Genomic DNA, 12802 nt, shown 5'->3' on the forward strand with positions numbered 1-12802 from the left:
GTCTCCTCTCTTCAAATAATTATATACGTACTTATTTACTAATGTCAATATACTTTGACGGAATTTCTTGACTATCTAAATAAGTACGTATATAATTATTTTTATCAGGCAATTTTATTCAATCTTATAGGAGACTGTTATGTTTTCACATACCTTGCTGGCGCTCTTAGCCAATCTTCGTTGGCCTGAGCTTTCGTCACTATCCAATGAAGAGCTGAACGACCTGTTTGCTCAGGTTTGGTCAACTCTGAGACAACACCTTCCCACTCCAGAAGATCGTCTCCAAATTTTGGAAGCTGCCACAGATGTCGTGCTGTTTTCTGCCTTTCTCCAGGAGCGTGAACCTGCCGTCGCTCATTATGCTGCGGCGCTAAAATCGCTGCATATCTATGGACTTGAACGAATTTCTCTTGAGACCGCTGCCTATGGAAAGGTGCTTGCACAGGTCCGGCAAGCTGATACTCGTGAGACCATTACCTCTCTTCTTCAGCGACTCCCAGAGGTCCTGGAAAGGCGCCGGACACTGGGAAGACCAGCCAAAGGAAGCAACAAGCAAAGTATGCAGATTCGCAAAAGGCATCTTGACCTCAACGCTTCTCTTGTAGAGCGTGTTGAGGCGGCTTTCAAAAAAGAAGAGAAAGAACAACTGGAGGAGAATGCAGCATCTGGCAATTTTACCATTGCCACTGAGGAAGGACTCTTTCTCTGGTTATTGATCGGAACTGACGCTTAACCAAAGGAATATTGGACCTTCCGCGTTTTTGAGATGGAACTGAGGGAAGAATGCGATTTTGTGAAGATTAAAACACGGAAGATCTCTCTGCTATGCTTTTCTCTTCTAGAGGAAATCCGCTCGCACGAGTAACTACGATTTATGCCGTCATCTTTGCTGTATAGCACAAGTCAGAAGCGCCCTCAGCAGGCACTGTGGCGAGGGGCGAATTCTGGAGGCAAAAAGGCCCATCTACTGATAAAGTAGATAGGCTTGGATCTCATATCTAATCCCAAGCACACGAGGATTATGTGCATTCCAACAACTTACTCGTGGTGCTCGTGTACCCCTGCAAACTCTGCGATGACGCTTATATCTCGTACATTTTTTGCAACAATCTGTTCAGTAAGATCGTGCCATTTCCCTCCCTCTTCAAGGCCAGAAACGAGTTGATGATAGTACGATTTCCCAGTATTAGTAATAACCCCCAACATCAACGTCCCCTTGTGTTTATAATGGTAAATACCCATTTCCCCAAATTGCGTTTGCCACTCTTTCACAACCAAGGGAACCTCGTTGTTTGCGTAGAAACCATGCATAATTTCGTTTAATCGGCCCATCCTCCAGCTCCTTTCTTCTAGAGATGACATGCACCCTTTGGATATGTCTTTTTATCCAGGACAGATGGCATTTCTCTCGTTTTCTTCCTTTTCAAGGAAAAAAACTTATAGCTGGCTTTCTCCGAACATATCTACAAGTTTGTCGAACTTACTTTCATGAACATAGACTCCTGTACTGCTCCGTTCTCTTACTACAAACGTAAGTGTTTGATTAGCAATGGAACGCCTCCAATCTAATGGTACACCTGGAAGAGCATCTGTCTCAAAGTCCTCTACAAGTTGCTTAATCATCCCATCAGCCATCGGACCCATCTTTGTGGTCAAAAGAATATACCTGACATCTCCAATGACCATCACAATACAAGGTCGATCCTGCCTAGATGTTCCAAATTCGAAGGTGATTTGCGAAAATTTTTCGTCGGCCAGCAGTGTAATAGTTGAATTTGATGAACCTACAGCCCTCCCATTAGCAAGAAAATGCGCTCCATTTTCCAGTTCAATATGACCTTGTTCGGTTATCTGTTTCACCTGTTCTTTTGAGTCACCTGTCTTTGAATGTACTGAGACAAGACTTCCAGGCCGAAATTGATATAAATGTGCCATATTTTCCTTCCCTTTGTTTCTTCTAATAACACTCTATGTGATTCTAAGCCTTCACTGATCTCGACAAATCATGATTTATTTGCTAAAATTATACAAAATAATCATGAAGTTTGTCAATGTTTCTACTATATAATGAGCCGGTTACTCATATATGAAGGAGATATTCGTTAATGCAACCTTCCAATAGGCATCAGCCTTCACCAGCCTCTCTTCAAAAGCCTGGACGAATTTTCTCGCATTTGAAAGAGCTGTTGGATGCAAACGACTTGAGCATTCCGAGACTCGCTGGGCTCGTGGAGGAGGACGATCTACGTCCACTTTATGGCTTGCGCAACAATAGCAGCCGGTCGTTTGATTTTGATCTCCTCGCTCGGCTGTGCGCAATTTTCGATCAACTCGAATTAGCAGATCTGCTGGAGTATGTGCCAGAAGGAATCCAACCTTCTATCCACTACCAGAAACGCCCCATGCTCTCGAAACTGCCCCATCCTTACGGCGGCATCCGCTGTCTTCTTCTTGACCACCGGAACGGTTTGTCAGCAACCTCCTATTGTGAGCAAGTTGCCGACGAACTAGGTCTCCACTGGTCCACCCTTGCTAATCTTGCGACCTACCGTAGCAAGGCGGTGCGAACTTCCACGCTCGCTCAAATTTGCCAGTATATCGGCGGGGTTGCTCAACTCTATCAGTATGACCCCAGTTTTTCCTGGCCCTCAGAAGCAGAGCGGCAACCTTCACCGTAATTAAACCGATGGAAGCAAAATGCTACCCTCAACGCCTCTTTTACTAGATCAGGAATGCGTATGCTCGCCTAAATCACTCCTCATAGAACCTCTCCGTTGCTCTGTACCTGACCTGTCTCTTCACTGGTGAAACACAACCATGACTCAAGGAATTGGTGATTTTGTCGTACAATGACTGTTTCGAGAAGGCTGATCCAGCCTCTCGCAGTCGTTGAGAAAATCCGTGGCGAAGGGACACTGAGCCACACGACCAGCGAGATTTCCTTCAAACTCCAGTCAACCCATCAAGCTCTCTTTTCCTCCGGCAGGGAATCCATACGAGTGGTGCGCAGATCGATGATAATGGGGACACTACCAACCCCAAAGCTGGTCGCGATCCCCTCCTCCATTGTCGCCCCCACGATAGCCCACATTGAACGGGCATAGCTATCGATACGCACCAGAGCGAAGCGCACAAGAGGATAGAGGCGCTGGGTCGATAGCGAGACGATGGGGCGGTCCAAAAAGCAATAGTCCAGCGAAAGCTTCGAGTCTGGAAACTCCTGCGTCTCGGTCAGCATCTTGAAACTGTAGTGGGAGTGCTGGTGCTCTTTATCACGAGGGCCATTGTTTGTCGCCACGTAGCAGTAGGGGTCATCGGCATCAATGATCAGGACGACCTGACCAGAGACGCTCTTTTGTAAGGCCAGGTCCTTTATCTCCTGCTCTTTGCTGTTGCGGCAAGGCTCACTGCAATATTGCCCGTAGTATCCTATCGGGCGTCCCTCTGGCACTTGACGCCGGTCGAACACCTGCCTACATCCCGCGCACACCTCGCGACAGACAAGTGCCAGCCGCTCCTGCCTGATGCGCTCTGCCTCGGACTTCGTCACATGTGCTGCGACCACGAAGAGGCCCCCGCCTTCGACCCGCCTCCCGATCTCCAACACCTGGCAACACTCCTCTCGCCCACTCATAGTGCAACTATGTTTCCTGCGCGGAAGGCCAATGCTCGTCGAATGGTGCAGCGGATCACATTGCTCCTGTTCTTTCAGACTGCCGCAGGGTTCGATGGTATACGGCTCCAGCCGTACAAAAGCGTATCGCGAATCCGTCATTTGAATGCGTTCCTTTTTCCTGATGGCTTTTCGACATGTGTCATTGTTCGTCCATGCTCATGTTTCTGGGCCACTCTGTACTTCCCATCGTGTGTATTCAACAAGCTGCCTCGTCCACCCCTCGTTGATAGGAGGAGACGAGGTGCTGGCAGAATACAGGATACGACGGTTTCTTGATCTTGCTGGGAAACCGCCCATTCATCGCGCGAATAATAGCCCAGGCATATGCCTCTGCATGCCACCGCTTGTCATTGGGGTTCTCAATGAGGGTTGCATGCTCTTTCCCAAATTGGTACGCAAGATCAAGCAGGCTTTTTTGCTCCGGATCACACGCTGCCACGTCTTGTTCTGCTTGAAGCATCATGTGCAATCGTCGCGTCGCTATCTCATAGAGTGTTGCCGCTTCTTTTTGCTCACGCTCATTGAGGCTCGTGTTCAGAATATTTTTTGCCTCACTCGCCATTAACCGATAATCATAATGATCCCACGGAAGGTGAGGAGAAATTCTTGGACCATGTTCAAGCTCATCCCGCAAGCGTTGTAAGAGCGATTGCATAAAACTCCTCTTGGCCTCCTCATAAATGAAAGTTCTACAGAAGACACTTCTAGCTGATTCGCTACAGGGAAGGAGTGGAACCATTCCGTTTTTTCAGCACAATAAAACGAAGGGTTTCTCCAGGCCCCAGCTCCCATTCTCTGGCATCAAAGGCCATCTTCACATTGAGACCAGCACACAGGCACTTATAGACCGTGTTTGCCATTTGAGCCCACGAGACAACGATGAGTTTGCTCTCAAGCTCTGCCTCATAGTGGTTTCGTTCCTTGCTCCATCGGAAGACATATGCCGGAGCCACTTGCAATGACCATTCAGCGTGCACTTGCGCGAGAGCACCGCACTCATCTTCGTTCAAGATCATCTGATGACAAGCATGGCAGTGGCGAACAGAGACATTAAGCGCCTCCTCGTCACTTGCGAACACGGTAGAGATTCCTTTGCCATTCCATTCTTTACGCACACAATTCGCGTGTGAGGGAAAAACCCCGTAGAGATGCCCCTGAAAACGGAGAGCGATGACGGTATCATCAAAGAAGTGTTCAATTCTGTTGTTTTGCTCGCTAGTATCCATAAGAAAATATCTCCTCCTTTCATTGATCTGTATCAAACACATCACTGATGTATGAACTCGTCTGTAATCTGGTCCAAGCAGAGAGCATTACCTTTAGAAGAGGATGCTCGTAGTCGTATCTTGATGGTTGGCATCATGCTGGTGATCTCCTTTCAGTGGCGCATCTTTTGTGGGTGAGTGAGACAAGGGTGAGTTACTGGTAGCCAGGTTGCTCTAACGCTGGTTCTGATAAAAACGGAGGGGTCAACGTAAGACTGGGTGGACCCCGTGCATTTCATATTGCAGTACTTGACCCATATGCATGCATGAGGTATGCTCTTCCCATATGAGGGATACTTTCTGAAAGGTTGTAGAGTAATGACAGATCAACAGGACCAACAGTTTTTAGAGTTCTTTCGTCGAGTATTGAATAACCAGGATTTAGAGCTTCAACAAACCTTCCAAACGAAAAAAGGCATAGTTGGAATCCTCTCAGATGGAGAGGCAAGGGGTTTGCATGACGGAGAAGTCTATATCGGCATTCAACTCACAGATGGACGGTACTGGTCTCAACGCAATCCGGCGCAACCGGATCACCTGATTGATCTCCTTCAGGTGTGGGCAGGGTAGACGCGGTGATAAGAAAAAGCTCCCCAACTGGCGCGATTGCACCCTTTCTTTTTCTTTCGTGGTTTTCTTCGCTCTACGCTATTCTTCTCGTGCAAGTCGTGCATCAATACAGGCTGGACGGATGCACATGCCATTCTGTGTGGTATGGCAGAACTCACAGGTGATGAGCGGAGGGAAGAAGAGATAGGCCAGTTCCTAAAACATGAGTTAGGCTCCTTTCTATTCTGCCTTTCCTTTTTGGTTATTGAAACAATACCTTGATCAGCTCTCCAGCAAGGCTCTGCTCATCATGTGTGATCTGGAAAGCATGAGACTGTCCGGCAGAGTCAGTAAAGACTTTTACCAATCCGAGTTTCTCTGCTTCCTGCAAATATCCAAGGATCACCTTCTCGGATAGGTAGTAGCGCTGCGCCAAGTCAGTATTAATAGGAATGAGTTGATCTGGGAGACTCCAGAGTGCGGCTTCTTGAAGGAGGCGGTAGTTCTGCCAGCGTATGGCAAGCCACTCGATGATTGCCATACGCTGATTAACACGTTGCTCCCGGTTGTATTTGGCGAGCAGTTGCTCGCCAAAGGTTTGTTCCATGTTACCCCCTCCCTATTTCTGAAACCAGAATCTCGTGCCTGGCCCTGCTATTCAATACTGCTTGCAACTCTTCCTTACCCGGAGTGCGGTATTGCTCCTCATAGTATGTGCGAAGTAGCGTATAGAGGTCATTCCACCCTTCCTGGCTATCGCTCAAGCGAGCTGCGACTTCTGAAGCAATATCTCCTAAGCGATCCTCATCAAGCTCCCAATGCCATTCACCTGTGCTACGAAGGATTTCCGCAAGCTCATAGTCAAAGTAGTCTCTGGTAAGTTGAGCAAGTTTCTCGGAAGGAAGTTGCTGTAGTTCTGTTTTAGAAGGCCATTCATCATTCATCCAAACTGAGCGATATCCTACTGACCGTTCAAAGTCATTCATGCTATTTATCCTTGTCTTTTGTCAGGTGGAGATCTTGGCTTCGCCTCTCCAGATCGCTCGCGTAGTGAGCTGCTTTTCTGCAATTCCCGGTGTACATAAACAGCCCTATGCTGTTTTCGCTTTAAGTAGGAGGATGCAGTTTCTGACCGGTGGGGAGCCAATTTGTGCTAGATATAATCTAGATGTAATTAGGTAGCGCTTTCCATATGGAAACAGCGCGAGGCATAGGTACGAATTGGCTCTGGTGCCTTGCGCCAGTCAGGATAACTGATACAGGTATCGCACTGAGAACAACAGAAATCTACCTCATAGAGGAGATCCGGCTCAAGGTCTTCATTGTTTGCGACTGGTTTTCCTCCTTGCAGAGTATAGTCTGTCTGGTGCTTATCATAGAGTGAGAGGATGCCATTCTCGTGGGTACAAGTCGCCTTACGTTCTTCTCTTCTCCTGATGATCTCTGCGTCTAGCCTTCCTACAAGGACTCGTAAAGCTGTTGGATACGAGCGTTCTATATCCTCTATTGCCTGTTGTTTACCATGATCATATATCCCCATCAGATGCTTTTCATATTCGTTGGCAAGAAGGATGAAAGCTTTTACTCGGTCATGGGTGTAGATCTTTGGGATGGAACTAAACTCCAGCGCATAGTAAAATTGGTCAGTAGAGAGGGCTTGTGTGTCAACAGGTTGCTCCATGAATATTCCTCCTTTCAGTGATGCATCTCCTATGGGTAGAAAAGGAAAAGTTGCTGGTAGCGTGGTTCTTCTGACTCTGATGGAGGTGAAGGCGAGAGAATGGAACCATAAACGCCTGGTTCACGCCAACGAAAATGGGCGAGCCTGGATAGAGTGAACCAGGTATGGTGGAGGCGCTCCCGTTTCAGAGAAAGACACTTTTTGCAGTATAATTGCTGTCAGTGCTGCCTTCTGTTTGCTCACCAAGCGGATAGAGGATCGGTCAGCCGAGGGGACAACGGCACACGGAACAACCTCTTCTTTCAGCACTTTTTACCTGAAGATGCTCATAACGTTGTGCTGCTTTGCTCCTCCTCTGGTTGAGCTTCCTGCGTTTTCACTTCCTCAATCAGATCAGCAACCCCATCTTTCGCATAATTGTCAGGAAGGAAACCTATCTTGATGGTTTCTTCCAGAAAAAGCGCACCGCGAACCACGTCGCTAAAAATCATGCCACTTTCGGGATTTCGATGATCATCCACATCCGCAATATTCATCAACATGTAACTGATAGTATTCACCGCTTTTTGCAGCATTCGCGCTAGATCAGCAGCTCCAGAGGATTTTTCTGTCAGCATACCTGTGACATCTTGGGGAGGCACCATATCTTGGAGGGGAGCAATCTGTGTTCCCAGACTTCTTGCTACAGAAAAGATCTCTACTGGGTTGATAGACTTGATCTCTCCTTTATTATTTATTGCGTAGGTTATTTGCCAGGAAGTTGAGCAATGCTCCCGCTCTGTCACGCGTACATCGACAGCAATAGCGACATGCTCGTCTTGAAGATATCTTCCAAGCTCGCGAAGAAACACCTGTTCGTCAGAGGTGTCAACACGTATTTGAGGTATCCCAAGCCAGGGATGGAAACAACCTACCAAATTCCCCTCTCTGAATATTCGCAGTTTGTGCTTCTTACAGAAGGAGCGAAACGCTCCGTTATTTGTAACGGCGAAGGTGTTCGTATAAAACCAGCCCTGATCTTCTGACATAGGAGGTACTCCTTATATAAAAAGCTGGTTCTCCTGAGCTAACAAAGTACTCAGGAGAACCAGCCGTGACAACAGATTAAAAAAATCGAATTTACTGTCATAATGCTGCAATGTTAGAGGCTACTTAGCAGCTCCGGATCAGCCAGAAAATCGGTGGCGAGGGACAATCTCGATCAGTGAGTTTATAGCTTCTTCCATACAATTATCATCAGCGCATACAATGAGCTTCCAACTCAAGCGACTTCCACCGCTCTTCTAGATGCTCATAGACCAGTCGTTTCAACGTGAGATCGAAAACGCGTTGAGGGGTCGGACTCTCATCGTCTTCCAGGATCTCGTTGGGGTAAGATAAATTCCAGATATCTGGAATTACCTGCATAAGTGCCACATACTCTTGAAACTCGCCTGGTATCATTGCATTACTGATCGCATGACACACCTGTTGCTGAAGATCTTCATCGTCCTCGTAATCCTGGAGCGCCTCGACTCGCTCGCCCTCTGAGAGGCGGAGATACCAAAGTGCAGCCTGCTCGACCAAGCGCCAGAAACCGTGCTCAGTTACGATATCTGGCGTTGTGCCATTCGGAAGCTTCGGTCGATAGTGAGGAAAGATGCCATTTGTAGTGCGTGTTACCCTGCCTTTTTCAGTGTAGAGGAGTTGCCATGCTTGATTGCCAGAAGCCCAGCCTTCGACATAACTCCCTTCTTCGACAAACTGTTCTGCACATGCCAGGAAGGGATCATTCTCAAAATCGAGCAAATCGTCGTGATATCTCCCGAAGAGGCGTATATCTCCGTTCGGAAGGGCACCCACTCGCCAACCCATCATCCCAAGGAGCCATAAGAGCAGTTGATCAGGGGCCAACGTGCTCAGCAGTCCTTGATACTTCTCCTTCTGCGCCAAGTACGTCTCGTCCTGCTCAAACCGCGCGACGAGGAGAGGAGCCAATGCAGCAATACGCTCTCCTGGTACGATGATCCACACGCTGGTAACAGTAACGATTGTAGGCATGTCAATAACCCTCCTTCATAAGTCAGGCCAGGATCGCTGGGGTGATCCTGGCCTGACTTCATAAAAAAATGAAGAGCACCCAATAGAGTTTCATCAGGGGCCTTCATTCAGTTGCAATTATATACTGCCTATATAGGGAAATTACTTCTTATTTTATGTTTAACCAATGAATCAGGCCAGAACAACTCTACTGGCTGCTGAACCGTAGTTCTTGCGGATCAATCACCTGCACTTCGAGCCAGGAGGCCAGCGCGCCCTTTGCGTGTTCGTCATCCAGAAGCGTAACCCCGGTTTTGCCGAACCACCCTACCTGAAGCAACGCGCTGCGAGGAACAGCAGCGAAGGCACTGGTTGGATAGTCTGCTAGCAGGCGATCAGCAGCTTTTTTTGCACGGTCGGCATAGGTCACGACGCCCGCGTACCCGTGCAAATTGCCTTCATAATAGATAGTCACCTCTTCTTCACCGTCGTCGGCTTTCCCAACAATGGCAGAACAAGGTGCAATATGGGCCGTCATCCACTTTTCGTGTTGCGCAGGGACAAAGAGGGCGAGGCGGTTGGTCCTCCTCTGGTAAGCCATGCCTTCCCAAAACCCGTAGTGATAGAGCAAATGAACACTCTCTGTATGCTCACGCAGGAAAATGAAAAGAGAGCCAACCTCCTGGGAAAGTGGGTTGGAGGTATCTTCATAACACAACCACATGAACAACCTTTGAGCATACTGATACGTTTTACTTTGATCTGCAACCCCGCTCAGCAGGTAGGTCGCAAATTGTTGCCAGGCACGCTGGCGTTTTGCTTCTTGTTCAGCGGGGATCTTTCGTGCAGATTTTAAAAGCCGCACGATCTTTTGGGAATCAAACATAGAATGCTATTTCCTTTCAATGAATACACGATAGGCGCTGTAGCAAGTAATTCTCTTTTTTCATGCAGTATTCCTTGATATATTATCTCCAATTTATTCTTCATGTATTCATTCTTTCCTTTTTTACAACAATCTCTCCATAACGGAGAGGATCACTTCACGCGGGGACGCATTGGGGCCAGAGGAAGCGTCACTCAAGGCGTTGGAAGCATGTCTCAATTATAATGAGAGCCGCTTGTTTCGGCTTCATACGAAGCTGTTTGGAAAGAGCGTTCGCAGCATCTTCCAATGCATCTACGTGAGGGCCAATAATATCAGAATCAGTCGCGTTTACTTTTTCCCAGATAGTATCTGGAAAAAGCGTTAATTGTAGCGCTTCCCAGGTATAAGGAAATACTTGCGACAGACGGAGAGTCAGTTGCTCCGACGTTTCTAACACTTTTTTCTTCTTTGTCATGTTCTTTTATTTCTTTCTTGGTTTCTTCTGATTGTCGTGCTCGGCGATTCGTGCTTCGAGGATTGCTATCCCTCCCATCTGCTCAATCAGTTCGGCGGCAACCCTACGAACGGCCTCCACATCATCAGAGTGCAGAGCGCTCCGAAGATAGGTTAGAGTGTCCAGCCGAAAGACCGAGTCAGGAGCGATGGTTTCACTTGCTTCGATAAGAGCCCTTAGCCCGGCAATACGAACCAGGGGATGTCTTCGGGAACAAGCCCCTTGTAACGCAGGGAGAACGGCATCTCCTCCTACTTTTCCAAGCAGGGTGATAGCTGCCAGGCGCACGGGTAAATCTGCATGGTCAAGGATGGCCTCCAGAGCATTGATCGGCAATCGATTGCTGGCAGTACCAAGGAGCGTGACGGCGAGATGACGAACCTCGTCGGAAGTATCTCCCAGACAAGGAAAGATGCTGGCAAGAGGAAGAGCCAAAGGATCTATCAGGGCAAGGTGCGAAAGCGCTACAGTTCGTGTGGAAGCATCTCCTTGCTCAAGCGAAGCGCGCGCTTTCTTGATGAGCGCGCGCTCCTTTGGAGCTAGTGTGTTTAATCCTCGCGACGGCTCTGGCTCCTCGATCAGAAAGAGATCGGCGAGATCCATCTCACGCCTCTTCTGCGCACTAAGATGCTGTTCGCTTCTGGGAAGCAGCAGTTCCCACTGCTCTAGCGCTTCGCGACTCAGACATATCTCAACCGCCTCGCCCAGTTTGCCGTCTGGCAGTATCACCTGTCCGATATAACGGTAGCCTCCGTATAAGGCATACCGCTGCCGCGCCGTCTGTTGATCGTCGAAAGCTTCGATCAATAGAATGGGAGGTAAAAGATGAACAGAGCCTCCTTCTGACCAGGGATAGCTGATTATTCCGAGATCTACTCGTTCCCCGGCGTCAGGTGCATCGTCATCGGGGTCGGTCACTTCAACGTGAGGCGAGTAGATCTCGTGACTACGTAGAGAAACACGCGTGAGCAGCCTGGGAGGATTGTCTACTGCCGTGATGGTATAGAGTAAGCGCATCTTTTCACTTCTTTCCAAACGAAAAATTGCCGCAGAGTGTCAAACACTTTGCGGATATGTGTATATGCTTCTTCTTTGCCCTAGCAGGCTATAACCAGAACCAGGTTGTTCGTGGCACCCATCCAGGCAAAGGACACCTTTGATCCCCCGTATCGACATAGGTAAGGAGATTGCGCACGGGCGGATCGCAGGGCGTTGCGTTCCAGAATGTCTCCCCTTCGGTCGAGGAACTTCCATAGATATCTGGAATCGAATTTACTGCCATTATGCTGCAACATTGAAGGCGGTTTAGCAGTGCATAGCAGGACAATAAATTGGTGGCAAGGGCCAATCTCGGCCAGCCATCCAAAAGAATGCTATCGTTGTTCTCGCTCTTGTTTGCGCTCGCGCACCCATTGGGTAAACCATTGCTGATCTTTTGGCTCAATCAGCAATGGGCAAGACTCTTCTTCGCCATCCCAGGTCTGCCGGGCCAGAGATAGTCGGGCTTGACGCAGAGCGTCTGTGCGTGAGGTACAGCCCGAAACGTCTGCCTCCAAATAATGCACTCCATCACTGCCAAGCGCAAAAGAGGTAAAACCCCATTGGTGATTCGGATCTCGCCATACCAAAGCAATCCATCCACGAAAAGTCAGAACAAGGGGAACGTAGGAGCCATCGAGTGCTGGGATCATCCGTTCACACACATTTTTGACCGCATCCTCTTCACTATAGCGGGAATAGGCATCAAAACCTGTTCCTCGCAGAGTGGCACGGTAACGCCAGGCACTTGAAGCGCTTGTCGAGGTCAAGAAAAGATCACTCATGGTCAAAGCATTTTGTTCATGCTGCGTAGCACCATTGTCCTCCTGCCAAATATGAAGCTTTCCTTCTTGCCCTTCGCGCGAGACTGCGATGCGGACACTATCTTGGAGAATGAAGCCTTTTTGATAGCTCAACATACTGTCGCTGTCTACGTTATAAACAGTGGTGAGTAATTTTGTGCCGTTCTTCAAAACGACAAATTGCTGGTGCCAATCAATCATCATAATTTCTCCTACTTACTATTTCTTCATCTACATCGCTTTTTTCAAAAAATGCATCTAAAACACTGTATCGCTTATGGGATAAAATCGGCTTCAACAACATCAGCAGTACAGCGAAAAACGAACGGCTCCTCCTTTAGGATCGTTTGTTCGCACGCAATGCGCTGCCGATTGATTTTGTCTCCAAT

17 protein-coding genes are annotated in these 12802 nt (G+C 48.2%); 3 read left to right on the forward strand and 14 right to left on the reverse strand.

Features of this window, described 5'->3' with window-relative positions:
• Positions 1 to 139 precede the first annotated feature (139 nt).
• Positions 140 to 733 (forward strand): hypothetical protein, encoded by a 594-nt coding sequence (locus tag K3T83_RS53410; RefSeq protein ID WP_220211302.1) that lies wholly within the window; start codon positions 140 to 142, stop codon positions 731 to 733.
• 305 nt (positions 734 to 1038) lie between these two features.
• On the opposite strand, the gene K3T83_RS53415 is transcribed toward K3T83_RS53410, so the two are convergent.
• Both K3T83_RS53415 and K3T83_RS53420 read right to left on the reverse strand, forming a co-directional pair.
• Positions 1039 to 1332 (reverse strand): hypothetical protein, encoded by a 294-nt coding sequence (locus K3T83_RS53415; RefSeq protein ID WP_220211303.1) that lies wholly within the window; start codon positions 1330 to 1332, stop codon positions 1039 to 1041.
• A gap of 105 nt (positions 1333 to 1437) precedes the next feature.
• A complete protein-coding gene (locus K3T83_RS53420; protein WP_220211304.1) occupies positions 1438 to 1935 on the reverse strand; it encodes a hypothetical protein in 498 nt (165 codons plus the stop codon).
• 170 nt (positions 1936 to 2105) lie between these two features.
• On the opposite strand from K3T83_RS53420, the gene K3T83_RS53425 reads away from it, so the two are divergent.
• Complete coding sequence (locus K3T83_RS53425; protein WP_220211305.1) at positions 2106 to 2678, forward strand: helix-turn-helix domain-containing protein; 573 nt, start codon at positions 2106 to 2108, stop codon at positions 2676 to 2678.
• Between the two features lie 284 nt (positions 2679 to 2962).
• Here K3T83_RS53425 and K3T83_RS53430 read toward each other — a convergent pair whose 3' ends face one another.
• From K3T83_RS53430 to K3T83_RS53440, 3 genes are all read right to left on the reverse strand, one after another.
• Positions 2963 to 3775 carry a hypothetical protein gene (locus K3T83_RS53430; protein WP_220211306.1) on the reverse strand — a complete coding sequence of 271 codons (813 nt, stop codon included), beginning with the start codon at positions 3773 to 3775 and terminating at the stop codon, positions 2963 to 2965.
• 97 nt (positions 3776 to 3872) lie between these two features.
• Complete coding sequence (locus K3T83_RS53435; RefSeq protein WP_220211307.1) at positions 3873 to 4331, reverse strand: hypothetical protein; 459 nt, start codon at positions 4329 to 4331, stop codon at positions 3873 to 3875.
• 61 nt (positions 4332 to 4392) lie between these two features.
• Positions 4393 to 4902: a hypothetical protein gene (locus tag K3T83_RS53440; protein ID WP_220211308.1), complete on the reverse strand. Its 510-nt coding sequence runs from the start codon at positions 4900 to 4902 to the stop codon at positions 4393 to 4395.
• A 357-nt stretch (positions 4903 to 5259) separates the two neighbouring features.
• Between K3T83_RS53440 and K3T83_RS53445 the strand changes: the two genes are divergently transcribed.
• A complete protein-coding gene (locus K3T83_RS53445; protein WP_220211309.1) occupies positions 5260 to 5511 on the forward strand; it encodes a hypothetical protein in 252 nt (83 codons plus the stop codon).
• Between the two features lie 241 nt (positions 5512 to 5752).
• Here the strand turns inward: K3T83_RS53445 and K3T83_RS53450 are convergent, their stop codons facing one another.
• The 9 genes from K3T83_RS53450 to K3T83_RS53490 all read right to left on the reverse strand — a co-directional run bounded on the left by K3T83_RS53450 (position 5753) and on the right by K3T83_RS53490 (position 12617).
• Entirely contained in the window at positions 5753 to 6097 is a 345-nt protein-coding gene (locus K3T83_RS53450) for a hypothetical protein (protein ID WP_220211310.1), read from the reverse strand.
• Between the two features lies 1 nt (position 6098).
• On the reverse strand, positions 6099 to 6476 hold the full coding sequence (locus K3T83_RS53455) for a hypothetical protein (protein ID WP_220211311.1): 378 nt from the start codon (positions 6474 to 6476) through the stop codon (positions 6099 to 6101).
• 188 nt (positions 6477 to 6664) lie between these two features.
• Entirely contained in the window at positions 6665 to 7171 is a 507-nt protein-coding gene (locus K3T83_RS53460) for a hypothetical protein (RefSeq protein ID WP_220211312.1), read from the reverse strand.
• Positions 7172 to 7497: 326 nt separating this feature from the next.
• Positions 7498 to 8199 carry a hypothetical protein gene (locus K3T83_RS53465; protein ID WP_220211313.1) on the reverse strand — a complete coding sequence of 234 codons (702 nt, stop codon included), beginning with the start codon at positions 8197 to 8199 and terminating at the stop codon, positions 7498 to 7500.
• Positions 8200 to 8407: 208 nt separating this feature from the next.
• Positions 8408 to 9211, reverse strand: coding sequence for a hypothetical protein (locus K3T83_RS53470; protein WP_220211314.1), 804 nt, complete (start codon positions 9209 to 9211; stop codon positions 8408 to 8410).
• Between the two features lie 187 nt (positions 9212 to 9398).
• The gene (locus K3T83_RS53475) at positions 9399 to 10076 is read right to left on the reverse strand and encodes a hypothetical protein (protein ID WP_220211315.1); all 678 of its coding nucleotides are present in this window, start codon (positions 10074 to 10076) and stop codon (positions 9399 to 9401) included.
• Positions 10077 to 10266: 190 nt separating this feature from the next.
• A complete protein-coding gene (locus tag K3T83_RS53480) occupies positions 10267 to 10533 on the reverse strand; it encodes a hypothetical protein (protein WP_220211316.1) in 267 nt (88 codons plus the stop codon).
• A 6-nt stretch (positions 10534 to 10539) separates the two neighbouring features.
• Positions 10540 to 11589 carry a HEAT repeat domain-containing protein gene (locus K3T83_RS53485; protein WP_220211317.1) on the reverse strand — a complete coding sequence of 350 codons (1050 nt, stop codon included), beginning with the start codon at positions 11587 to 11589 and terminating at the stop codon, positions 10540 to 10542.
• 356 nt (positions 11590 to 11945) lie between these two features.
• Entirely contained in the window at positions 11946 to 12617 is a 672-nt protein-coding gene (locus K3T83_RS53490; RefSeq protein WP_220211318.1) for a hypothetical protein, read from the reverse strand.
• Positions 12618 to 12802: the final 185 nt, after the last annotated feature.

Source organism: Reticulibacter mediterranei, assembly GCF_016587455.1.

Coding starts and splice junctions, on each gene's coding strand:
- K3T83_RS53410 (WP_220211302.1), top strand. CDS start 140: ATGTTTTCACATACCTTGCTGGCGCTCTTAGCCAATCTTCGTTGGCCT.
- K3T83_RS53415 (WP_220211303.1), bottom strand. CDS start 1,332: ATGGGCCGATTAAACGAAATTATGCATGGTTTCTACGCAAACAACGAG.
- K3T83_RS53420 (WP_220211304.1), bottom strand. CDS start 1,935: ATGGCACATTTATATCAATTTCGGCCTGGAAGTCTTGTCTCAGTACAT.
- K3T83_RS53425 (WP_220211305.1), top strand. CDS start 2,106: ATGCAACCTTCCAATAGGCATCAGCCTTCACCAGCCTCTCTTCAAAAG.
- K3T83_RS53430 (WP_220211306.1), bottom strand. CDS start 3,775: ATGACGGATTCGCGATACGCTTTTGTACGGCTGGAGCCGTATACCATC.
- K3T83_RS53435 (WP_220211307.1), bottom strand. CDS start 4,331: ATGCAATCGCTCTTACAACGCTTGCGGGATGAGCTTGAACATGGTCCA.
- K3T83_RS53440 (WP_220211308.1), bottom strand. CDS start 4,902: ATGGATACTAGCGAGCAAAACAACAGAATTGAACACTTCTTTGATGAT.
- K3T83_RS53445 (WP_220211309.1), top strand. CDS start 5,260: ATGACAGATCAACAGGACCAACAGTTTTTAGAGTTCTTTCGTCGAGTA.
- K3T83_RS53450 (WP_220211310.1), bottom strand. CDS start 6,097: ATGGAACAAACCTTTGGCGAGCAACTGCTCGCCAAATACAACCGGGAG.
- K3T83_RS53455 (WP_220211311.1), bottom strand. CDS start 6,476: ATGAATGACTTTGAACGGTCAGTAGGATATCGCTCAGTTTGGATGAAT.
- K3T83_RS53460 (WP_220211312.1), bottom strand. CDS start 7,171: ATGGAGCAACCTGTTGACACACAAGCCCTCTCTACTGACCAATTTTAC.
- K3T83_RS53465 (WP_220211313.1), bottom strand. CDS start 8,199: ATGTCAGAAGATCAGGGCTGGTTTTATACGAACACCTTCGCCGTTACA.
- K3T83_RS53470 (WP_220211314.1), bottom strand. CDS start 9,211: ATGCCTACAATCGTTACTGTTACCAGCGTGTGGATCATCGTACCAGGA.
- K3T83_RS53475 (WP_220211315.1), bottom strand. CDS start 10,076: ATGTTTGATTCCCAAAAGATCGTGCGGCTTTTAAAATCTGCACGAAAG.
- K3T83_RS53480 (WP_220211316.1), bottom strand. CDS start 10,533: ATGACAAAGAAGAAAAAAGTGTTAGAAACGTCGGAGCAACTGACTCTC.
- K3T83_RS53485 (WP_220211317.1), bottom strand. CDS start 11,589: ATGCGCTTACTCTATACCATCACGGCAGTAGACAATCCTCCCAGGCTG.
- K3T83_RS53490 (WP_220211318.1), bottom strand. CDS start 12,617: ATGATGATTGATTGGCACCAGCAATTTGTCGTTTTGAAGAACGGCACA.